The organism is bacterium (genome assembly GCA_028820935.1).
Taxonomy (GTDB): Bacteria; Actinomycetota; Acidimicrobiia; order Spongiisociales; family Spongiisociaceae; genus Spongiisocius.
Genome location: JAPPHZ010000009.1, coordinates 191544 through 214104, shown reverse-complemented (window position 1 = coordinate 214104; position 22561 = coordinate 191544). Strand labels below are relative to the sequence as shown.

19 protein-coding genes are annotated in these 22561 nt (G+C 65.3%); 12 read left to right on the top strand and 7 right to left on the bottom strand.

Annotated elements, in window-relative coordinates:
• Positions 1 to 284: 284 nt before the first annotated feature.
• The 4 genes from OXM57_01795 to OXM57_01780 form a co-directional block, all read right to left on the bottom strand.
• Positions 285 to 1961: an ABC transporter permease subunit gene (locus OXM57_01795; protein ID MDE0351415.1), complete on the bottom strand. Its 1677-nt coding sequence runs from the start codon at positions 1959 to 1961 to the stop codon at positions 285 to 287.
• Positions 1958 to 2884 carry an ABC transporter ATP-binding protein gene (locus tag OXM57_01790; protein MDE0351414.1) on the bottom strand — a complete coding sequence of 309 codons (927 nt, stop codon included), beginning with the start codon at positions 2882 to 2884 and terminating at the stop codon, positions 1958 to 1960. The genes OXM57_01795 and OXM57_01790 overlap by 4 nt, the downstream gene beginning before the upstream one ends.
• Before the next feature lie 6 nt (positions 2885 to 2890).
• Positions 2891 to 3652, bottom strand: coding sequence for a dienelactone hydrolase family protein (locus tag OXM57_01785; protein MDE0351413.1), 762 nt, complete (start codon positions 3650 to 3652; stop codon positions 2891 to 2893).
• A gap of 196 nt (positions 3653 to 3848) precedes the next feature.
• The gene (locus tag OXM57_01780) at positions 3849 to 5264 is read right to left on the bottom strand and encodes a hypothetical protein (GenBank protein MDE0351412.1); all 1416 of its coding nucleotides are present in this window, start codon (positions 5262 to 5264) and stop codon (positions 3849 to 3851) included.
• Between the two features lie 200 nt (positions 5265 to 5464).
• Here OXM57_01780 and OXM57_01775 point away from each other — a divergent pair, with 200 nt between their 5' ends.
• From OXM57_01775 to OXM57_01720, 12 genes are all read left to right on the top strand, one after another.
• Positions 5465 to 7231, top strand: a complete 1767-nt coding sequence (locus tag OXM57_01775; GenBank protein MDE0351411.1) for an SLC13 family permease — start codon at positions 5465 to 5467, stop codon at positions 7229 to 7231.
• Positions 7232 to 7331: 100 nt separating this feature from the next.
• Positions 7332 to 9659, top strand: coding sequence for an SLC13 family permease (locus OXM57_01770; GenBank protein ID MDE0351410.1), 2328 nt, complete (start codon positions 7332 to 7334; stop codon positions 9657 to 9659).
• A gap of 159 nt (positions 9660 to 9818) precedes the next feature.
• The gene (locus tag OXM57_01765) at positions 9819 to 10250 is read left to right on the top strand and encodes a globin (protein ID MDE0351409.1); all 432 of its coding nucleotides are present in this window, start codon (positions 9819 to 9821) and stop codon (positions 10248 to 10250) included.
• Positions 10251 to 10271: 21 nt separating this feature from the next.
• Positions 10272 to 11267 (top strand): DUF6282 family protein, encoded by a 996-nt coding sequence (locus OXM57_01760; GenBank protein MDE0351408.1) that lies wholly within the window; start codon positions 10272 to 10274, stop codon positions 11265 to 11267.
• A 158-nt stretch (positions 11268 to 11425) separates the two neighbouring features.
• Positions 11426 to 12700 (top strand): DUF4143 domain-containing protein, encoded by a 1275-nt coding sequence (locus tag OXM57_01755; GenBank protein MDE0351407.1) that lies wholly within the window; start codon positions 11426 to 11428, stop codon positions 12698 to 12700.
• Between the two features lie 125 nt (positions 12701 to 12825).
• Positions 12826 to 12978, top strand: coding sequence for a hypothetical protein (locus OXM57_01750; protein ID MDE0351406.1), 153 nt, complete (start codon positions 12826 to 12828; stop codon positions 12976 to 12978).
• Between the two features lie 565 nt (positions 12979 to 13543).
• The gene (locus OXM57_01745) at positions 13544 to 14326 is read left to right on the top strand and encodes a hypothetical protein (GenBank protein ID MDE0351405.1); all 783 of its coding nucleotides are present in this window, start codon (positions 13544 to 13546) and stop codon (positions 14324 to 14326) included.
• A 122-nt stretch (positions 14327 to 14448) separates the two neighbouring features.
• Entirely contained in the window at positions 14449 to 14892 is a 444-nt protein-coding gene (locus OXM57_01740; GenBank protein ID MDE0351404.1) for a DUF1801 domain-containing protein, read from the top strand.
• 170 nt (positions 14893 to 15062) lie between these two features.
• Positions 15063 to 17012: a sugar ABC transporter substrate-binding protein gene (locus OXM57_01735; GenBank protein ID MDE0351403.1), complete on the top strand. Its 1950-nt coding sequence runs from the start codon at positions 15063 to 15065 to the stop codon at positions 17010 to 17012.
• 98 nt (positions 17013 to 17110) lie between these two features.
• A complete protein-coding gene (locus OXM57_01730) occupies positions 17111 to 18076 on the top strand; it encodes an ABC transporter permease (GenBank protein MDE0351402.1) in 966 nt (321 codons plus the stop codon).
• Positions 18077 to 18122: 46 nt separating this feature from the next.
• Entirely contained in the window at positions 18123 to 18899 is a 777-nt protein-coding gene (locus tag OXM57_01725; GenBank protein MDE0351401.1) for an ATP-binding cassette domain-containing protein, read from the top strand.
• A gap of 58 nt (positions 18900 to 18957) precedes the next feature.
• On the top strand, positions 18958 to 19683 hold the full coding sequence (locus OXM57_01720; GenBank protein ID MDE0351400.1) for an SDR family NAD(P)-dependent oxidoreductase: 726 nt from the start codon (positions 18958 to 18960) through the stop codon (positions 19681 to 19683).
• A gap of 51 nt (positions 19684 to 19734) precedes the next feature.
• On the opposite strand, the gene OXM57_01715 is transcribed toward OXM57_01720, so the two are convergent.
• From OXM57_01715 to OXM57_01705, 3 genes are all read right to left on the bottom strand, one after another.
• Complete coding sequence (locus tag OXM57_01715; protein MDE0351399.1) at positions 19735 to 20142, bottom strand: type II toxin-antitoxin system VapC family toxin; 408 nt, start codon at positions 20140 to 20142, stop codon at positions 19735 to 19737.
• Entirely contained in the window at positions 20139 to 20372 is a 234-nt protein-coding gene (locus tag OXM57_01710; GenBank protein ID MDE0351398.1) for a type II toxin-antitoxin system PrlF family antitoxin, read from the bottom strand. The genes OXM57_01715 and OXM57_01710 overlap by 4 nt, the downstream gene beginning before the upstream one ends.
• A gap of 82 nt (positions 20373 to 20454) precedes the next feature.
• Positions 20455 to 22497, bottom strand: a complete 2043-nt coding sequence (locus OXM57_01705; protein ID MDE0351397.1) for a metallophosphoesterase — start codon at positions 22495 to 22497, stop codon at positions 20455 to 20457.
• Positions 22498 to 22561 lie beyond the last annotated feature (64 nt).

Sequence of the window (22561 nt, the reverse complement as noted above, 5' to 3'; positions counted from 1 at the left end):
CGGCCCGGGCCCGACGGATCACGTCCGAGTAGGAAACGAAGAGAACGCGAAAACCAGGTATTGACACTTGGAATGATGTTGTGATCTATTACCCTATATGGAAGCACTGCTCTCGTCGGTCATAAGTGTTGTCGGGGTCCTGTTGGGACTCATGTTCTTATGGTTGCGATCCGACATCAAGGCGCTCCGGTCTGACGTGTCCGAGGTGGTCGCGACCCTTAAAGATCACGGCGAGAGGCTCGCCAGGCTCGAGGCCCTGCTCCAGAGAGGTATCTGAGCGGCAATCAGACGCTGGTGTCCCGCCGCCGGAAGCGGGCTATGGCCAGCCACGCCATGGCAACCGTCCCGGCCAGCAACAGGAAGTAGGACGGTTCGAACCCCTTGGCGAGCGGTGGATCGTCTCCGAAGTACCAGTAGAAGGGCGAGACCAACCGGATCGGTCGGAGGCCATCCGCCAGGGCGCCCAAGCCGTTCATCAGGAAGGTTGCCAGGGCTGCGATGCCGGCGATCCGGACGGCCGGCAAAGACGTGCCCTTGAACCCCCACAGCAGGAGCGCCAGTCCGGCGAAGAACAGGCCGAGCAGGTACAGCCCGGCGCCGGCCGCCAGGATCGATCCGACTCCGAGTCCGGTCTCCCACCGGCGGTCAGCCAGCAGAGCCACGACGGTTGGGATCAGCACCACCAGCCCCGCCGAGAAGGCGACGGCCGCCAGCTTGGAGGCAACGGTGCGACTCCGGGAGGCGGGGTGGGCCAGCACCAGGTCGAGCACCCCGGAGCCCTCCTGGCGGACCAAGGCCATCGACACGCCGCGCACGCAGAAGAAGATCACCACTATCGGGCCGATCGATTGGTAGCTGCGCGATGAGACGAACCCGGCCGGGGTGACGATCGCATCCGGATTGGTCATGCCGAACATGACGAACACTTCCCGGGGCATGGAGGTGATCAGCGCTGCCAGCGCTTCGGCATCCTGAGCGAGGGCCGGCCACGCCGAAAACATGGCGAGGGACAGGAGGCCGAGGCCCCCTCCCCACCCCCAGACGGACCGGCGACGATCCCAGATGACCTTGCGGAACGGATCGGTGAGGAGCCACGCCGCCCGTGGTTGCCGAGCCCGGCGCCGCGCTCGCCGCCGGACCTTGACATCAGGCAGGGCTGCCCGCTCCGTGGCGATGTCCCTCCGGTCGAACAGCAGCACCGCGACCACCAGCAGGATGGCGGTGGTTATAAGCAGCCACAGGTGACCGGCGCCGAAACCTGTGACCAGCGGGTTGGGCTCCCGGTACCAGGTGAACGGGCTTAGCCCTCCCGCACCCTCCAGCCAGGGGAACAGGCCGGAGAAGCTGGTCACGAACCACGCCAGGAGTGCCAGCAACCCGGCCATCCCGCCGGCGGTGGCCGACCGACCCGTAAACGCCCCTACCAGCAGGGCTGCCGCGCCGAAGGATGTACCGAGCAGCCAGAGCGACAGGCCGGCCGCCACCACACCCACGACGGGCAGGTCCAGTCCGAATACGGGATTCACGGCTAGGAGGGCCGCGGTTATCACTGTCACCATCAGCAGCGTGGCCGCCGCCACGCCGCCCGCCTTCTCGAGGAAGACCCGCCGCCGGGATACCGGATTGGACAGCACCATGTCCATCAGACCTTCCCGTTCTTCGGTGGAGGTCTCGGCAACCATCGCGCTGATCACGAAGATGAGGATCAGGAGCGGTGCGAACAGCGCGAAGAACTCTGCCGACAGGAACCCGGCCGCCGTCAGGAACGTGGCCAGGTCGGTTCCGACAGCAGCGAACATTTCCGGTGGGACCTGCTCCATGATGTCGTTGAAGCCCTGGTTGTCCCGCAGGATCGGGAACAACGCTCCCAGCCAGACGACCAGAGCCACCAGGCCGAGGCTGTTGCCGATCAGGGCCCGGCGCCGGTCCCGCAGGCTCTTGGCCAGGATGGCGGTGGTCAATGGGCGCTTCCTCCCCGTCCGGATTCGGGATCTTCTTGCCCGTAGTAGGAGAGGAAGACGTCGTCGAGGTCGGCTTCATCGGTGTGGATGGCGATCGCTCCGGCGTCCGCAGCCGCCCGGATCACCGCGTCCTGAGCTCCAGAAACACTCAGGCGCAACAGCGTGCCGCCATCGTGGGCCTCGACCGCGGTGACGCCCCGGAGGCCAGTGAAGCCGGCCGGGTCGGCTGGGCGGGCGAACTCGATCGACAGGTTGGACTGGATCCTGGTTCGGAACCCGTCGAGGGTGTCCACCGCGATCAGATGACCCTGGCGGACGATGCCCACCCGATCGGCGATCCGTTCCACCTCGGGCAGGTAATGGGAGGAAAGGAACACGGTGCGGCCCTCGGACCGAACCTCGCCGAGAAGGGTCGCGAACTCCTGTTGCATGAGGGGATCGAGGCCGCCGGTCGGCTCGTCGAGGATCAACAGTTCCGGCTCGTGCATGAACGCGTTGACGAGTCCCACCTTCTGGCGGTTGCCCTTCGAGTACTCCTTGATGCGCCTGTCCAGGTCCAGTTCGAACCGCTCGGCCAGCCGGGTCGTGGCTGCGGCGGTGTCGACACCCCGGAGCCGGCTGAAGTAGAGGAGGAACTCCCGCCCGGTCATCGACGGGTAGAGAGCCAGATCCCCCGGCAGGTACCCGACGCGGCTCCTGATGGCCACCGAGTCGGACGTCATGTCCATGCCGAACACGGTTCCCGACCCCCTGGTCGGCTGCAGGAAATTGAGGAGCAGGCGGATGGTGGTGGTCTTGCCAGCGCCGTTGGGGCCTATGAAGCCGAATACCTCTCCCACCTCGACGGCAAGATCCAGGTCGACGATGCCGGCGGTGTCCCCGTAATACTTCGTGAGACCTCGGGTCTCGATCACGTCTGACATACCCTCCTACCTTCCCCGGGACGAATTGGCGGCGATGAAGGCCAGCACCCGCTCCCAGGCGTCGATCGAGTCTTTCTCGAACTCGCGGTGCCTTCGGTCGAAGAACGAGTGCGGAGCGCCGGGGTACACCACGACTTCGTGGGGAACTTCGGCTCCAGCCAGGGCATTCTCCAACCTCCAGACATCTTCGAGCGGGATGCTGGGATCGTCTCCGCCCATTAGCGCCAGTATCGGGCAGGCCATGCCGGCCACCCGATCTATGGCCCCGGCGGTCTCCTCCGGGCGGCGGGGTTTGCCGTAGAAGCCGATGGCGCCGGCGAGCCCGAGCCCGTTGGCGGCCTGGTGCCAGGAAGCGGATCCGCCGAAGCAGAACCCCAGGGTGAAGACCGTCCGGTCAGGATCGGGTGCCCGGAGATGGGAGACGGCTGCGGCCACATCGTCCCGGATACCGGCGAAAGTGGTGTCGTGGACATGGGGCCAGAAGTCCCAGTCGTCGGGTCGCTCGCCGAGCCCGGCGGTGCGCCCGAAGTAGTCGATGGCGACGGCATCGTGGCCGGCGTGGGCGAGCAGAAGGGCCAGTTGCTTGTAGAACCGGAACAGGCCCCGCACGTCGGGCAGGACCACCACCGCGGACGTCGAGGGCGTGGCTCCGGTGGCCTCGAATGCGGAGAACCGGTTGCCGTCCCGAGCGGTCAGCACCAGATCGCGGCCATGTGCCTCCCGGTCGCCCCTGGGTATGGGAGGAGCGGAGTCCTGGTCGAAACACACGTCTGCCTCCTCAACCCTCTGGTTGGCCCCGACATTGTATAGGAGTGCCGGGAGCAAGCCTGCGGATGATCCGTTCCCGGCTAGTGGTCTGTCTGCGAAACAACCGGGTGCTCTGGCGGCCATACCACACCGCCATCACACGGACGGACCACTGGGTGCCGATTGATCAATCGGTCCATCGCTTCCGGGTGCTTTCCTACACGGCGGTATAGGTCATCCGCAGCATCCCGGCGGTCCGGCGTAGCACATCGCCCTGGTGGCCCGGCAGCACGGCGGCGTGGTGGGTGGCGCCCGCTTCGCACCATCGGGCGTAGGCCCCGGCCACTTCTCCCGAGTCGAACCGGAACATCCCGTTGGGCCCCTCCATGGCGTGGTGCTTCGAGTCGAGGATCCGGCCCTCGGCGCCCACTAGGACCCATCCGTCGCTGTGATCGACCGGGCTCAGGCTGATCAGCGTGGCCGGCCCTTCCGGGAGCTCGAACGCCACCGCGGTCCCCGGTCCGTGGTCGCCCATGTAGTGGTCCTCGGGGAGCAGCGTCACGCCGGACGACGCCGCCCGGATGGTGAGGTCGCCCTCTCCGCCGTTGGCCACCAGTATCCAGTTCCCCGGGAAGTCGACCTGGTAAAGCTCGCAGTAGAGGGCCGATCCGGCCAGGCGCTTCCCGATGGCCAGAGCGATCGCGGTAGGAATGTCGCCGGTGCAGGCGAAGGGCAACCCGGCCTCGGCGCACAAGGCCACTCCCAGGCAGGCGGTCACACCCACTTCCGGATTCCAGCGGAGCGCGTCGCCGTGGCAGTTGACCGCCCCGGCGTTGGCGTCGTTCTGGTGGCACAGCTCCTTCATGGCCAGAGCGAGCCGGGCGGAGCGGGCAAGGACCTGGTCGTCGACCCGGCCGGCCTCGAACCGGTCCCGCAGCTCGCTGACGAGAGCGGACACCTCGCCTTCGGCCACCGCACCGAACGCCGCCGCGATCCCCGGCGGGTCGACGTCGATGACCTCGACTCCCAGACCGACCAGCTGCTCGCCAGTGACCTCGACGTCCATGTAGCCCGGGATTGGCTTGCCGATGGCGAGCAGCCGGGACTTGGTGACCGTGGCGGCGGCATCCGCTGCTCTCAGCGTCTCGCCGAGGACGGTGTCGAGCTCGTCCCCGATGACCGAAGAGACCAGCGTGGTGAACTGCCGGCCCATCCTGACCAGCACGTTCGTGAACATGACCAGACCGACCGTCAGGCTCCTGCGGGTGGCCTCCTCGGTGGCGTAGTCGTCCGGCACCTCGATGAGTTCCTGCGCCCCGACCGCCACCACCGGCACCCGGGGGAGATTCCGGATCGCCTCCCATCCGTAGCTGGGCGGGGCGGCCATAGTGGGCGCGAAGACGATCACGTCGACGTCGGAGCGGGCGAACAGCACGCCGGCCTCCCGCCCCGCTTCGTCATTGTCCACCACCCCCGGGTAGATGACCGATCCGAACTGCTCGAGCCGGGTCCGCAAGGCCTCGGCGAATGCCGTTCGCTCCTGCCGGAACTCGGGCGGCATGGCCGCATCGAACAACCCGAAGTAGACGGCCAGCAAGCCGATCCTGAGTGTGGGAGCGTTGTCACTGGGCATACCTGTCCTCGCCGTGGCTCAGTCCGATTCTGACACACCGGCGGGCGCGTTCGGCGACGACGAGCCCGTGATAAGGTATCCGGAGTCGGATTCCAGGCGCCGAAGCGAGCCGCCGGCCCGGTATCGCGTGGGCTGGAACCTGCAGGGGAGGAGTCATGACCCCGCTCCCATCCGATCGATCTCCCGAGTAAGCACCGGATATGTCGCTGGACGCGGTTCTGGTTCTTGCCATTCTCGCCGGAACGGTCGCCCTGTTCGTTGCCGAGAAGTACCCGCTCGACATGGTGGCTCTGCTCGGTCTGGGCGCCCTGCTCGGCCTGGGTCTGGTCACGCCTCAGGAGGGATTCTCCGGATTCAGCAATCCCGCGACCCTCACGGTGGCTGCCATGTTCATCCTGAGTGCGGGCCTCCAGAAAACCGGGGCCACGGCGGCGGTAGGCCGGATCATGGTCCGTTTCGGCAAGGACCACTACACCGCGCTGGTGGTCGTGATGGGCACAATCACGGTGATGTCGGCCTTCGTCAACAACACGGCGGCGGTGGCCGTGTTCATCCCGCTGGTCACGATCCTCGCCAACCGGCGCAGGATCTCCGCCTCCAAGCTGCTGATCCCGCTCTCATACGCATCGCAGTTCGGGGGCGTCTGCACGCTGATCGGTACTTCCACCAACTTGCTGGTCAGCTCTATATCGGAGCAGGCCGGGTACGGGTCGTTCAGCATGTTCGAGTTCAGCCGGATGGGCCTGATCCTCTTCGTGGCCGGAGTCGCTTTCTTCCTGGTGGCCGGCCGCTGGCTTCTTCCTGATCGCCAGGTGAGCGAGCTCGCCAGCACGTACAACCTGGGCGAGTACGTCACCGAGATGCGGGTCCGGCAGAACTCGCCGCTGGTCGGCCAGACCGTGCTCGAGAGCCGCCTCGGCGAGGAACACGACGTCACCGTGCTACGCGTTCTGCACATCGGGGATGCCGGATGGGCGCCGCTCCGGCAGGTTCTCCAACCGGATCAGGTGCTCCTCGTGCGCGGCGAGATCAACGAGTTGATCCGCCTGCGCGATTCCATGGGCCTGGAACTCAATGTCGATTTCGAACTGCGGGATGAGACGTTGCAGACCGAGGACCTGCGTCTGGTGCAGGCCCTGGTCGCTCCGGGGTCCGAGCTCATCGGCCATACACTCAAGGAACTGGACTTCCGGAACCGCTACAAGTCGCTGGTACTGGCGATGCAGCGCCGGGGCGAGACGATTCACGACCAGCTCAGCTCGGTCAGCCTAAGCCTCGGCGACGTGATCCTGATCCAGGCACACGAGGCGCAGATCAGGGCGCTGCGACGCAACAGCGACTTCATCGTGCTCGACGAGGTTCCGGGGACGGTCCTGCGGCACCGCGCCCCGTTGGTGATCGCGATCCTCGTGGCTGTCGTCGGGCTGGCGGCTTTCAATGTGTTCCCGATTCTCGTAACGGCGTTGCTCGGCTGCCTGGCCATGCTGCTGACCCGCGTGCTGAGACTGGACGAGGCGTACCAGGCCATCAACTGGCAGGTCATCTTCCTTCTCGCCGGAATCCTTCCGCTCGGAATAGCCATGCAGACCAGCGGCGCGGCCGGGTTCATAGCGGAACGGGCCGTAGGGGTGGTAGGCGGCATGGGGCCGGTGGCCGTGCTCGCGGTGATCTACCTGATGACCTCGGTGATGACCGACACGATGAGCAACGCGGCGGCCGCGGTTCTCCTCGCGCCCATAGCCATCTCCACTGCGGAGCAGATCGGCGTCGACCCGCGGCCCTTCCTGATGGCGATCACCTTCGCCGCCTCGACCGGGTTCTCCACGCCGGTGGGCTACCAGACGAACACGATGATCTACAACGCGGGTGGCTACAGGTACACGGACTTCCTGCGGACCGGTGTGCCCCTCAGCATCATCTTCTGGATCCTGTCGGTGATCTTCATCCCCCGGCTCTGGTCGTTCTGATCGGACGGATGAACCGGAGCGGCGGAAACACCGGAGGCTGGACGATGGAGCACTTCGCATCCAGACCTGACGACCCGGCGAGTGCGGCGGGAGTTACCTCGTGACCTGGGAGATCGGATTCCTGATCCTGCTGCTGGTGGCGATGGCCTACCTTTTCCTGACCGCCAGGCTTCCGGTGGATCTGACTGCGTTCCTAGGGCTGGGGGTGCTGATCCTGGGGGGGTACGTCGGGCCTACGGAGGCTTTCAGCGGCTTCGCCTCGCCGGCTGTGATCACGATGCTGGCCATCTTCATCATCAGCGCCGCGCTGCTCTACACGGGTGTCGCCGACATCGTGGCGTCCAAGGTCTACACCCTGGTAGGTAGCAGGGAGGTCCCGCTGATCATCACGCTCATGCTGGTGTCGGGCATCCTCTCGGGGTTCATGAACAACATCGCCGCCACCGCGGTCCTGATGCCGGCCGTGGCCGGAATCGCCCGGAGGGCGGGGCTACCGGCCTCCCGTCTCATGATGCCGCTCGCGTTCGGGTCGATCCTGGGCGGTACCACCACCATGGTGGGCACCCCGCCCAACATCGTTGCCGCCTCGATCATCGCCGAACGTAACCTGGCGCCGTTCGGTCTGTTCGACTTCACACCCATCGGATTGGTCCTCCTCGCCGCCGGGATCCTGTTCATGATCACGGTCGGCCGGAGGCTCCTTCCCGACCGTCAGGCCGGTCCCACCGAGTCGGAGGCGGATGAGTTGACCCACATTTACCAACTCGAGGAACGCCTGTTCACGATCCGCATTCCCCAGCCGTCCGCCATGGACGGCGTCACCCTGGCCGACGCCCACTTATCCGGCGCCCTCGGCATCAAGGTGGTAGCCATACACCGGGGCGCCAAGCACCTCTCCCCTACGGCCGACACCCTTCTCAGGGGCGGTGACGTTCTCCTCGTGGAGGGAAGGCTGCGGGACCTCGAGGACCTGCTGCGGGTCGGGGAAGTGGAGCTCCAGCCGACCTCGACCCGCCAGCTCCCGAGGCCGATACGGGGATTCACGGCCATCAGGTTCGAGGTTCCCGCCTTGTCCGTCCTGGCAGGAAAGAGCCCGCGGGAGGCGCGCTTCAGGGATAGTTACGAGGCGGTGATCGTGGGGGTGGAGCGGGACGGGGAGGTCATGCGGGAGAACCTGGCATCCCGGACCATCCACGCCGGGGATCATGTGATCGCCATCGGACCCCGCTCCCAGTTGCTGGAGATGCAACCCGACCCGAACTTCCTGGTGAAGGACCTGGGGTTGTCGGCGATGCAGGCCTTCGAGGGCCATCTCTCGGTGCTCCGGGTCCCGGAGGGCTCCTCGCTGGCGGGATCGACGGTGGGGTCGAGCCGGCTGAGCGAACTGGTGGGAGTCACGGTCGGAGGGATCATTCGCGATGATGTCACCCGTCTCGATGTGCGTCCCGACGATGTGCTCGAGGCCGGCGATGGTCTGCTGGTGGCGTGCGAGCCGGCCCGGTTCGAGCGGTTGGTCCGCCTGGGCGACGTAGAGGTGGATTCCCGGGTGGGTGAGGGAGAGCTCCAATCGGAGGAATTCGGCATCGTCGAGGTGGCGCTGGCGCCCCGCTCGGCGATCGAGGGCAAGACCTCACGCGAGCTGCAGTTCCGGGATCGTTACGGCCTCCAGTTGCTGGCGGTCTGGAGGGACGGCCGCTCCATCTACGAGGACCTCGCCGATCTGGCGTTCCGTTTCGGTGATGGATTACTGGTGCAGGGTCCATGGGAACGGATCCGTCTTCTCGGCTCCGACGCCAACTTCGTAGTGCTCTCACCGGCGGGGATGCGGCCTCGCCGTCCCAAGAAGGCCCCGATCGCCCTGGGTGCGTTGCTGCTGATGGTCGCGATGGTGGTGCTGGGCATCCAGCCGATCCACGTGGCGGCCTTCGTCGCGGCCAGCCTGGTGCTGCTGTTCGGCACCGTCACGATGGAGGAGGCATACCGGGCCATCGAGTGGCGCACCATCTTCCTGGTGGCGGCGGTCCTGCCGGTGGGGATCGCCATGGAGAGCACCGGCGCGGCGTTGCTCCTCGTCAGCAGGGTCAGGGAATGGCTGGGGCCGATGGGCCATCTCGCCATCCTCATCGCCCTGGTGGTGCTGGCCAGCCTTCTCAGCCAGGCCCTTGACGGCGCACCGGCGGTGGTCCTCCTGGCGCCGGTCGCACTCGAAACGGCTGCTCAGCTGGGAATGAACCCCTACGCGGCCATGATGGGGGTGAGCCTGGCCGCGTCGGCCGCCTTCATGACTCCATTCAGCCACAAGGCCAACCTCCTCGTCATGGGCGCGGGTGGTTACCGGGCAATCGACTATGCCCGGGTCGGTACCCCCCTGACCGTTGTCGTCCTGGGCATAGTGGTCGCTCTCGTACCGGTCTTCTTCCCCATCTGAGCCGGCGCCCTCGGCACCCTTCCGTAAGTCGCGCGTTCGACACCGGTGTCCCATCCCGCGGCAGCTGCATAGGGCCGATGAGCACCGATTAATTAGGCTGGGCAGGTGAGCGAGCCGGGCAACGTGGAAGGCGACTTTGGTCAGCCGACGAGGGTGATCCTGCGCGGATCACTACGAGAGGCGACCGAGGCTCCTCCCACCGTCTACAAGACGGTGGGAGGCCAGCGATTCTTCGACGATCTCGTCGACCGTTTCTACGACGCCGTGGAGGGAGACCGGCTGCTCAGGCCTATGTATCCGCGGGACCTGCGGAGATCCCGCGAGCGCCTGGCCGGGTTCCTGGCCCAGTACTGGGGAGGACCGCCGCGTTACAGCGAGGAGCGGGGCCATCCCCGCCTGCGGATGCGCCACATGCCCTTCGCCATCGGTCCGGCCGAGCGTGACGCATGGATGGTTCATATGACGGCTTCTCTCGATGTGGCAACCCTGGCCGACGGCACCGGACGCCCGCTCCCTGACGAGATCCGGGCAGCCATGTTCGACCACTTCGATAACGCCGCCACCCACCTGGTGAACCAGCCCGGCGGCTGACCCGGACAGGACTGCCGCACGATGTTGCCCGAGAACCGTTCCTTCGAATTGTCCCGGCAGCTTCTCGAGGGCGCCATCGACATCCACGTCCACGCCACGCCGCACCTGCCCAGCAGCCCGAGACGGCTGGACCCCATCGAGGCGGCCATCGAGGCCCGGGACGCCGGCATGGGGGCCATCGTCCTGATGGATGTCTTCCAGATGACCAACGGGATCGCCTGGATCGTGAACCGGGCCGTTCCCGACTTCACCGTCTACGGCGGTCTGATCCTCAACACCGCGTACGGCGGCCTGAACCCTCGGGCCGTCAAGACGGCGATCGGGTACGGCGATGGCGCCAGGTTTGTCAGCCTCGGTGCCCATTCCACCTACTACCAGGCCTCCCGGGAGGGCCGGATCGTGGACGGGAAGTTCACGCCCTTGCAGGACCTGTACCCGGAGTTCAGGCGGGAGGAGGTGGATCGGGCCATCCGCATCCCCGTGAAGGGGCCGGTCGGGCCCGAACTGGACGAGATACTGAGCGTGATCTCGGACCATCCCCGTGTCTTCCTGAACACGGGCCATGTCTCGCCCGAGGAGGCCATCCGCCTGGTCGAACTCGCCCACGAGTACGGCATCGGCAACGTGCTGGTAGCCACCGCCGTCACCCAGGTCGCTTCGACCGACCAGCTCCGGTACATGGCCCGGAGGGGCGCTTTCATCGAGTACACCCTGGGCGCCTACACGCACACCACGTCGATTCCCAAGACCCACTACTACGTCGAGTTGGAGTACGCGGCGGACGAGGAGATGACGGGGGAGGCGAGCGGTGGTATCCGGAAGGCCGCCGAGCAGATCCGGCAGGTGGGTACGGATCACTGCATCCTGGCGACGGATTTCGGCGGGTACACGTTGCCGGCGCCGGTCGAAGGTCTGCGCGAGTTCATCGCCTGCCTCCTTGACCTGGGCCTTCCCGCCGAGGACATCCGCAAGATGGTTCGGACCAATCCCGAGAGGCTCCTAGGCCTCGATCCTTAGAGGTTGGCCCGCTCCTTCCGCTCTTACTCCGCTCGAACGACCACCAGTCACGCAAAGTGGAGTCCAAGAACTCCGCAAATTGAATTGCAGATAGCCCGCAAAGTGAAGTGTAGGGTTATCCCAAGATGTAGTTTGCCAATCACGCCTGTGGAGGAATCGTGGTCCGTCCCGGCAATCCCGATTACCTGGATCGAGCGGTGGACGCCGAGGTAGCCACAGCTCTGGCCTCGTCACCCGCGGTGCTCATAGAGGGCCCGCGAGGCTGCGGCAAGACCTGGACCGGGCAGAGGTTCGCCCGCAGCGAGATTTTCTTAGACGGATCCGAGGCCCTTCGCATGGCCGCAGAAGTGGATCCTGACTCGATTCTGGCGGGCGAGGAACCGCGCTTGTTGGATGAGTGGCAACTGGTTCGCGGCATCTGGAATCCGATGCGTCGCGCCTGCGACCGGCGGGGAGGGTTCGGACACTTCCTACTCACGGGCTCTCAGAACCCCCCGGACGATCTCACCGAGCACTCCGGCGCGGGGCGGGTTGCCCGAGTACGTATGCGACCCATGGCGTTGTGGGAATCCGGTGACTCCACGGGCGACGTGTCGCTGTCTTCGCTCTTGGCGGGTGGTCGATGCCGGGTGCCGGACACGGAGCGGACGATCAGCGATGTGGCATCCCTCATCTGTCGCGGCGGGTGGCCTCGCATGATTGGGATGCCCGCGAGCACCGCGCAGGCTCGTCTCCGTGACTACCTGAGCGACATTGCCCGCATCGACATCTCCCGTGTCGCGGGCGTTAGGCGCAACCCGCGGATGGTGATGGACCTGCTCGCGTCTCTCGCTCGTAACGAGGCCACCACAGCCTCCATCGCCACTCTGCGGGCCGATCTAGCGGAAGCGGGTGCAGGAGAACCGGCTCGTTCAACCATCGGGGCCTACCTGGACGAACTCGTCCGCCTATTCGTGATAGAGCCACTGCCGGCCTGGTTCGCTCATCTCAGATCAGCGTCCCGCCTGAGGAAGACCCCCAAGCGGTACTTCGCCGACCCGGCGCTTGCAGTTGCCGCGCTGCGAGGCTCCCCGGTGTTTCTGGAGCGCGATCTGGAGATGATGGGCCTGCTGTTCGAGTCGATGGCGGTACGCGACCTTCGGGTTTACGCGCAGGCGATGGGAGCGCATCTGTACTACTACAGGGATGAGAGCAACCTGGAAGCTGATGCCGTTATCGACGGTCTTGACGGTCGTTGGGCTGCGGTGGAGATCAAGCTCGGAGGGGCGGCGGCCATCAGGAGGGCCATGGACTCACTGCGAGCCATGCGTTCCCGGGTGGACACGGCCCGGCGCGGCGAGCCGGCCCGGCTGATCGTGCTGACGGCGTTCGGACCCGGCTACCAGACGGACGACGGCGTGGCGGTGGTGCCCCTGACCGCGCTGAGACCGTGACTGTCGTCCCTACTCGGCTCCGCGGCTAGGCGGGCTACTTCGACTCGGAATTCGTATACGGCATAGCATCCCGTGGTGCCGAGCCTTCGGTAACACTCCGGTGCAGCTCTTATAGATGTGTCTCGATGAGATCGAACTTCGGTGGCTACACGTTGCCGGCGCCGGTCGAAGGCCCGCGCGAGTTCATCGCCTGCCTCCTGGACCTGGGCCTAGCGGCCGAGGAAATCCGCAAGATGGTCAGGGCCAATCCCGAGAAACTCCTGGGCCTCGAGCCGTAAGGAAGGTCGGCGCCCGGACCGCCGGCTTCACTCCGGAGCGGCCGGTACTGTGGGCGCCAGCGGTTGCCGGCAAGTGGGTGACAGGGGCGTCGTGACCAAGCCTGTGGTGTGGTGCGTGTTTGTGGGAGCCTTGTTGATGTTGTTTGTCGCTGTTCCGGCAGACGCAACCGGAGCAGGACCCCAGGCTGACCCCGAACCATCTTGTTTTCTGACTGTCATGGCCAAGTCTTCGTTTGAGCCGAGTGAACCCATCGGGCAAGCTTGGGATGTCGGCAGCAACGAACCGGTCAGAGCAGTTGACACCGGTTTTCTCGTTCCAAGATCCCGCCACGAGGTTCCGAGTCACTCTCTCCGGGGTCGCAAAGACGCTTTGGTGTCGAGTGGTCCCGTAGATGCGGGTAGCCCGACAGGACCTAGCCGTTGGGTACCGGTCAACTGTGATGTGCTGTTCAATCGTTGCAGCAGCGTTTTCGAGAGTGGGTTCGTAAACGAACTAACTGCATCGTATCCGACCAGCCGCTTCACGGCTTCCGTGCGCGATTACCGCACCGGATGTGTGTATAGCTTGAACCCTGAACTGCGACTGACCGCCGCGAGTGTCATGAAGGCCCAGATTCTGGCGGGGCTCCTGTTGTTGACGCAGGAGACCGGACGGGAGTTGACCATCAGGGAACGGAACAACGTCAGGTTGATGATGCATCACAGCCATAATTCCCCGCCGGCGTCCGAGCTCTACACCGCTGTTGGCGGCGCCAACGGCATGGAGCAGTTGGATACCCGGTTTGGCTTGACCGACACCGTTCACTCTGCTCGTTACGGCGCCACGGTCACCACCGCAGCCGATCGCACCCGACTTGTCGGTCAAACATTGATAGGGGGTGGGCCGCTGAACCGCTCTTCCAGGGAGACAGCGTGGGAGTGGATGTCCTCCGTCGGCATGATACAAAGCTGGGGCGTTTCCGCCGGCTTGCCTGCCAACCACAGGGCAGCATTGAAAAACGGCTTCTATCCGGCACGTGGCACTTGGGGGTGGCGTGCAGGAACTACGGGAGTGGTGTACACGCCCGCCGGCGGGGCGTACGCCTTGACTGTGCTAACCGATCTGAATCCCAACGAAGCGTTAGGAATTGAACTTGTCGAAGCTATTGCCCGCCACATCAACGCCGCCTTGACGGTCGGGGAGGCTGCCGTCAGGCCCCTTGACGCCGTCAACTGCGTTTCGGCGTCGGGGGGTTGGTCCTGGAAGTTCGTGTCCGACAGGCTCGGCTACGGCGACCCCGTTCGGTTGCGACTGTTGAACGGAGGGGAACCGGCGCCGTTAGCGGGACAGCGTATCTGCAAACTGTAAATCTGCGCGGAATCGGCAACAACCGGTCGTTCCCAGTAAGGCCGATGCCATTCCCCCTACCCGGCACCTCGCCAGATACCGCCATCCGGTCTAGAGCGGCAGTGGTTCTATGATCTTGCTCGATGAGATCGGACGCCGTGACCGTGGAGGAGTACCTGGCGAGCCTTCCTGAGGGTCGGCGGGAGGCGATCTCGGCGGTGCGGTCGGTCATCCTCGGCCACCTTCCCGCGGGGTACGAGGAGGAGATGCGCTGGGGGATGGTCTCCTACGAGGTGCCGCTCGCGATCCAGCCCGACACCTACAACGGGAAGCCGCTCATGTACGCGGCGCTTGCGTCGCAGAAGCAGCACATGGCCGTCTACCTGTCGGGCGTCTACGCCGATCCGGCCGCCCGTGAGGACTTCGAGCAGGCGTACCGGGCTACGGGCAAGCGTATGGACATGGGCAAGAGTTGCGTCCGCTTCCGCCGCCTCGAAGACCTGCCTCTCGAGGTCATAGGGGAGGCCATCGCCCGTTATCCCGTCAGCGACTTCGTCGACCTCTACCACCGCGGTCGTCGCCGCTGAATCCCTGTGGGTCGACGCCCGGAAGATTAGAACGCTTCTGGACGGCCCCGTTCCGAAGGCCCCTGCTACGGTCAATTGGTCGTCTGAGGCGGCTTGGCGATGCCTTGCGCCAGCGCTATGGGAGGTAGAAGATGCTCGGAGGGACGTGGTATCGGTTCAGACCCGGGTTGGTGATCGTCTCGGTCTTCTTCCTCCTCGCCGCGGCTTGCGGTGACGACGACGAGACCGCCGAGCCGGTGGCGACCCAAGCCCCCGCCACTACCGAGGCGGCGGCGCCGGAAACTACTGCGATGGCTGATGAGCCGATCAAGTTGGGTTATATCTCGGGTGGTGATGCGGATCCGTTCGTGTTCATCGTGACTGAGAGTATTCGTGATGCGGCTGCGGCGGCTGGTGTGGAGTTGTTCGAGTGTGATGCGAATTTCTCTACGGATACGGCGATCCAGTGTGCTCGGACTTTGGATGCTCAGGGTTTGGACGCGGTGATCAACTGGCAGTTCTTCCCTGATGCTGCTGAGGCGGTTTGCGAGGCGTATGGTGATCTGCCGACGGTGACGATGGACGTGCCGCAGGGTCCGTGTGAGCGGGTGTTCGTGGGGTCGAACGGTTACGAGGCCGGTTTGGTGGCCGGGGCTGGTTTGGGTGATTACGCCCAGTCGGAGTTCGGTTGCGATTTCGATCTGTACGTGTCGATCGAGAACCTGTCTTCGCCTGATATCAATGCTCAGCGGGCCGGTGGCTCGCGTGAGGGTTTCGAGGGTGTTTGCGGGGCTGTTCCGGATTCGAAGTTCCGGATTGTGGACAAGCGTCAGGGCGGTTCGGATGCGTTGGAGAACGTGCGGCGCCAGTTCACTGACATTCTGACGACGGTGCCGGACGCGACGGTGATCCTGGTGATGTCGAGTTTCGGTGATCCGGATGCGGCTTCTGCGTTCGCGGCGGCTGAGACTCAGGGCCGGGGTGAGCATGTGTTCATCGTGGGTCATGGGGCGGACGCTTCGGCGTGGCCGGACATTTTGAACAATCCGCAATGGATCGGTGATGTGGCGTATTTCCCGGATCGGTACGGGAGCCTGGCGGTGCCGGCGGCGATAGCGTTGGCGAAGGGTGATGACCCGGGCCGGGAGATCTTCATCGATCACCAGTTCCTCGACGCTTCCAACCTGACCGACGCCTACCCCGAAGCAGCCGGCATGGCCGAGGAACCGGCGATGATGGCTGATGAGCCGATCAAGTTGGGTTATATCTCGGGTGGTGATGCGGATCCGTTCGTGTTCATCGTGACTGAGAGTATTCGTGATGCGGCTGCGGCGGCTGGTGTGGAGTTGTTCGAGTGTGATGCGAATTTCTCTACGGATACGGCGATCCAGTGTGCTCGGACTTTGGATGCTCAGGGTTTGGACGCGGTGATCAACTGGCAGTTCTTCCCTGATGCTGCTGAGGCGGTTTGCGAGGCGTATGGTGATCTGCCGACGGTGACGATGGACGTGCCGCAGGGTCCGTGTGAGCGGGTGTTCGTGGGGTCGAACGGTTACGAGGCCGGTTTGGTGGCCGGGGCTGGTTTGGGTGATTACGCCCAGTCGGAGTTCGGTTGCGATTTCGATCTGTACGTGTCGATCGAGAACCTGTCTTCGCCTGATATCAATGCTCAGCGGGCCGGTGGCTCGCGTGAGGGTTTCGAGGGTGTTTGCGGGGCTGTTCCGGATTCGAAGTTCCGGATTGTGGACAAGCGTCAGGGCGGTTCGGATGCGTTGGAGAACGTGCGGCGCCAGTTCACTGACATTCTGACGACGGTGCCGGACGCGACGGTGATCCTGGTGATGTCGAGTTTCGGTGATCCGGATGCGGCTTCTGCGTTCGCGGCGGCTGAGACTCAGGGCCGGGGTGAGCATGTGTTCATCGTGGGTCATGGGGCGGACGCTTCGGCGTGGCCGGACATTTTGAACAATCCGCAATGGATCGGTGATGTGGCGTATTTCCCGGATCGGTACGGGAGCCTGGCGGTGCCGGCGGCGATAGCGTTGGCGAAGGGTGATGACCCGGGCCGGGAGATCTTCATCGATCACCAGTTCCTCGACGCTTCCAACCTGACCGACGCCTACCCCGAAGCAGCCGGGTAGTGACCGGCGAGGCATCGCTCTAGGCAGTGGCCAAGGCACGTTCTGACCGGGGCCGGGGCGACGGGGACCGAGTCCGCGCCACCCCGGCCGGTGGGGTGATGGCGAAGCTGACGTCGCGCGTGCGGTTCACGGCCATGCAGGCGCGGGTCGGCGTCCTGATCCTGCTGTGTGTCTTCTTCACCATCCGGTCCCCCTTCTTCTTCACCTCCACCAACCTGGTGAACGTGTTGGTCAACGGGGCCGTCATCGGCATCATCGGAAGCGCCATGACCCTGCTGCTCGTGGCCCGGCAGGTCGACGTGTCGGTGGGATCCGCCATCGGGTTCGCCGGAGCGGTGTTCGCGGTGTTCGCCAGGGACTACGGCATGGCTTGGGGAGTCGTCGCGGCGATAGCAGCCGCCATGGCGATCGCAGGCATCAACGCGGTGGCGATCATCAAGTTCCGGGTCAACTCGATCCTCACCACGCTCGCCACCCTCGTCGCCTTCCGCGGGGCCTCCAAGCTCGTGATGGACGGGCGGGCCGTCCGTGTCGAAGGGTTCAGGTTCCTGGGGCGGACCCGCTTCGAGGTGTGGGGAATCGAGATACCCGTAGCCGTGATCGTGCTGCTGCTGGTGGTGGCGATCTTCTACGTGGTCATGCGCCTCACCAAGTACGGCCAGCAGATGTATGCCATCGGCGCCAACCCCCAGGCGGCACGGCTGGCGGGGATCCCGCTCGAGAGGCAGGTGGGTATCGCGTTCGTCCTCACCGGAGCGACCGTCGCCCTGGCCGCCATGATCGTCGTGTCCCAGGTGGGTGCGGTGTCCCCCACGACCGGGGAGAGGATGGAGTTCTTGGCCCTGACCGGTGTGATCGTGGGCGGCGCCAGCCTGTACGGGGGGAGGGGTTCGGTGATCGGAACCCTGGTGGCGATTCTCATCCTGGCGGTGCTGGACAACGGTCTCGTCCTCCTACAGGTCCAGTCCTTCTGGCAGGAGGTGTCGAGGGGCGTCCTGCTGCTGGGTGCGGTCGTGTTCGACCAGTTGGGACGGCGGGAGGCGGAAGTCAGGATGGATGTGTGATGTTCGGGGGAGAGGTACGTCCGCGACGGCCTGGGGTAGCGGCGCCATGAGCTACGTCACCGTGGCGGGTGCGCCACTGCTGGACATCAGGGGTCTGTCCAAGCACTACGGGACCATACGCGCCCTGGACGACGTGAGCTTCACCCTCGACCGGGACGAGATCGTGGGCCTCCTCGGCGACAACGGGGCGGGCAAGTCGACCCTGGTCAAATGCCTGGCCGGCGCCGTCATCCCGACCGCCGGCGAGGTCTACCTGCACGGCGACCGCAAGGTGTTCTCCACGCCCGCGGAGGCTCGCGACGAGGGAATCGAGACCGTCTACCAGCAGCTCGCGCTGGTCGACATCTTCGACATCCCGGCCAACTTCTATCTGGGCCGCGAAGTGGTCAGGGGCGGGTGGCGCGGGAAGCTGGGAATACTCAACCGCAGGTTGATGCGGAAGAGAGCCCGGGCCGCGGTCGAGGCCCTCCCCGCCCGGTTCCCGAACCTCGACGCAGATATCGAGACCATGTCGGGCGGACAACGCCAGGTGGTGGCCATTTCCCGTGCCGGGTTCTGGGGCGGCAGGCTCCTGCTGCTGGACGAACCCACAGCCGCGCTGGGTGTCAAGGAAGCGGCCGCCGTGCTGGAGATGATCGGGGCGATGGTGTCATCGGCCGAGACGGACATGGCGATGATCGTCATCTCCCACAACATGGAGCACGTGTGGTCGATCTGCACCCGCCTGCTCATACTCCGCCAGGGGCGGCTGGTGGCGGACCTGCCCAAGTCGGAGACAACCCGACAGGAAGTGGTGGCCCACATCACCGGCGCCACCGCCTGAGACAAGGGGCAACATCATCGTCTGGAACGTGGGCGCCGGGCTGGACGGTAGGGGGGTCATGGTCACAGGCGCCGCCCAGGGGATCGGCAAGGCGACCGCGGAAGCCTTCGCCGAGGCAGGGGCGCGGGTGTTCGCGGTCGACATTCAGGGGGATGCGGTCGCCGAGACGGTCGCCGGGTTGGCATGGCCCTCCCGTCACCGGGCGAGGCGTTACGACCTCCGCGACATAGCCGGGCTCGGCGGCCTGGTGGAGGAGGCATCCGAATTCCTGGGGGACCTGTGGACCCTCGCCCACGTGGCCGGTGTCCTGCGGCGCCAGCCCTTGGACGAGGTGGGCGAGGAGGAGTGGGACCTGCAGCTGGACGTGGACCTGAAGGCGGGGTTCTTCCTGTGCAGGGCATTCGGTCAAGCTCTGGTCGCCGGGGGCCGGGGTGGGAGGATCATCAACTTCTCGTCACCTGGCTTCATCCGGGGTACCAGGCTGGGTGCCCACGCCTACGTGGCGGCCAAGGGCGGCATGGTGTCGATGAGCCGCGACTTCGCCCGGTGGTACGGGCCGCACGGGATCACCGTCAATTCCCTCCTTCCCGGACCGATCGACACCCCCATGCAGCACACCGACAACACCGAGGAGGTCGTGGCGGCCGGAGTAGCCGCCTGCCCGCTGGGGCGGCTGGGCCAACCGTCCGAGGTCGCTTCGGTGGTTGTCTTCCTAGCCTCGGATCACGCGAGCTACATAAGCGGCGCTGCCATCAGCGTCACGGGCGGCGCCCTCATGTACTGAAGCGCGTCGGGTTGAGGTGTCTCCGTCCGACCCATCCGACCTGACTTTCGATCAAGACCGTGAGGTGTGAACCAGGGCGGTCCCATCCACTCCGGCGAGGCGACCGTCGAAAGTGTGCAGTGGTAGCGCTTCCGCCCGTTGGGCCGCAGCGAGAATCATCAGATCCGAGAAACCCGGTCCGCCCTGTCGATAGCGCAGCACGGAGCTGATGACATAGTCGGCGGACTCGAATACCAGGCAATCTGTCGCCAGCAGTTCCAGCAGCACATCCGCGATCTCGGCCCGTCCGAACCGATAGGCTCGTTCTAACACCCATACGAGTTCGATCGCAACCTCTCGACAAACGAAGCCGGGGTCTTGCCTCGACAATCCTTCCAGCAGTTCTCGGGCTGCTTCCGCCTGCTTTGCGTCGTCTCGTACGAGGTAGCGCACTAGTACGTTCGTGTCGATAGCTGTCACGCCCCGGATGCCCCCTCCGCGATGGCGTCATCCATGTCCGCAAGCGTCGCCACCGGGCCATGATGCTGCAGCACCCCGTACAAGCGGTTTATCGGACGCACTCCGAGCAGGCGAACCTGATCATCCTGGATGACGTAGCGCACACGGTCACCTGCCCGGATCGAGAGGGCTTGTCGCACGGCTTTGGGCAACGTGGTTTGCCCTCTCGCGGTGATAGTGGACTCGATCACTACAGTCCTATCTGTTGCCTTGATCTGTGAGTATCTCCTTACTATAGAGACTAGAGTAAGGAATATGTGACAACTTAGGTCACTACACAGGAACCTGGACCACCTGGATCGGGCCGCTTGTGGGGGAGGCCACTAGGTCAGCCGCGAGTTCGGGCGACCTCCGCCATGACACTCCTGCGACCGGGTCGATCAGCCTGATCGGCTCATGGCCGTTCTTCCTCTGCCGTAGCGCCGCGGCAGCCCTGGACTTCTCGTGGTCGGGCACGAGCCAGAACTCGGCCCTCCGATCCTTGATTACCCGTACGTCTGTGTCACCGGTTAGCCCGCCGGGATCCACGGGTTTGTAGCTGCCCGGTCTGCGACCATTCCCGAACAGCACCGTGTTCAGCACCCTCGTCACGTGGAAGGCCGGGCGCGGGTTCGACAACCGGTCGAGCAGCCCGTTTACTACTTTGGTCACCCGGTCGAGATCCTGCAGCGGATCGAGATAGACGCGGCAACCGGGCATCGTGGCGGCTGCGAACAGCGCCTCGGCAGCCGCGAGGGCGTTGCGTTCATCGTCGGCGCCCAGCGGAACCAGGAAGTCGAGACCTCCCACGGAGCCGAGCCGGGTGTCGAAGGCCAGGACCTCGTTCCACACCGATCCCAAGTCGTCGACAGTGCAGACCGCCCGGTCCAGGTAGACACCACGTTCGCTCAGCATGTCATCGAGGTCCGGCAGTTCCCGGGGCCGGAAGCCGGTCCGGCTTCGCAGGTGCACCTTGCCGGTGTCCTCCAGCGCCAGCGGGGCCATCGCGACGCCCACTCCCGCTTCCCGCAGCGCCGCCAGGGCCTCCAGGTCCTCGCCTTCCGGGAGGAAGCGGTTGGTCAGCTGGACCTCGATGAAGTCGGCTTCGGAGGCCTTCCGAGCCGCAGCGGCTATGTCGCCGGGCCTCGGACACAGGACGGTGGCCGTCAGCTGCACCCCTTCACTCCGCAACGCGGCGAGCTGTCCGGCCTGCAGGGCCACATCGAGGTCGTGGATCGGGAACCGCACATGGCGGATACCCGCCTCGACGCAGGAGAGCAGCGGGTAGTCGTCGCGGATCCGGTGCCTCACGTGGTTGGGATAGGAGATCGCCCCGTCGCTCTGGTTGGTGATGGGCAGTCGCAGGTAGGTGGCTGCGGGGGAGTGGGGCACATCGACGGTCGTGCCGGTCAGGATCCGGGACCCGGCCGGGTGGTTGGCGTGGGTCTCCCCGCTGGTGCGGATGAGATGTACCGAGGTCGCGTCATCGGTGACCCGGACCAGGAAGAAACCGAGCTTGGTGGTGTCGAGCCATCCCCGGTCGGGCGGACACACGTTGAAGGCCTCGTAGAAGCCCGGCCTGGTGGTGGTCGTCGATGGAAGCGTGTACAAGCGGGTGCCGCCGGCTCGGTTGAAGACCTGGAAATGGGTGTGACCGCTGAACAAGGCCTCGACGTCGTAGCGCCTGCACAGGTCCAGCAGCCAGGTCCGGTCCGGGTTGCCGAGCACGTCGTAGCTGCCCAGGCCGGGCTCGTCCTCGTCGACGAGATATGGCGGAAGGTGCATGAACAGGAAGATCCGGTGCGAGGCATGGGCGGCGAGGTCGGCCTCCACCCACTCGCGCTGCTCTATCCCCTCGGGCAGGGTGGTGTTCATGATCTGGGAGTTGAGGACGACGAAGTGCGTATCGCCTTCGGTCCGGCTGTAGAACGACTTGCCGAAGTCCTCGTCCCAGCGTTTCAGGTATCCCGGTTCCACCCAGCCGGCGGGCACCGTGGGATCCGGCTTGTCCCCGATGTCCATGTTGCCGGCCGCGAAGTTGACCTCTAGGCCCGACTCCTCGAACTGGGCTACGGCGGCTCGCCTCCCGGTGTCGAAGAACCGGGATCCCGGGTACTCCTGGGCAAGATCCCCCACATGGAAGACCAGCTCGGTTTCGGTCGCCTTGGTAAGAGCCAGCGCCCAGTCACCTCGGTCCGACCACTCGCGCACGATCTCCGGAGTGACCGAATCGCCCTTGGTCGAGTACATGCCCGGATCGACCAGGTGATGGGTGTCGGCGATGACCACGAACTCCAGGGCGGCCTGGGGTACGTCTGAGCGGTCGAAGCTGGGCATCCGTAGACCTCCTCGGTTGTGGCCCTGTGTCGTTGCGGATCGAGACCGGATCCGGTCGGATGGT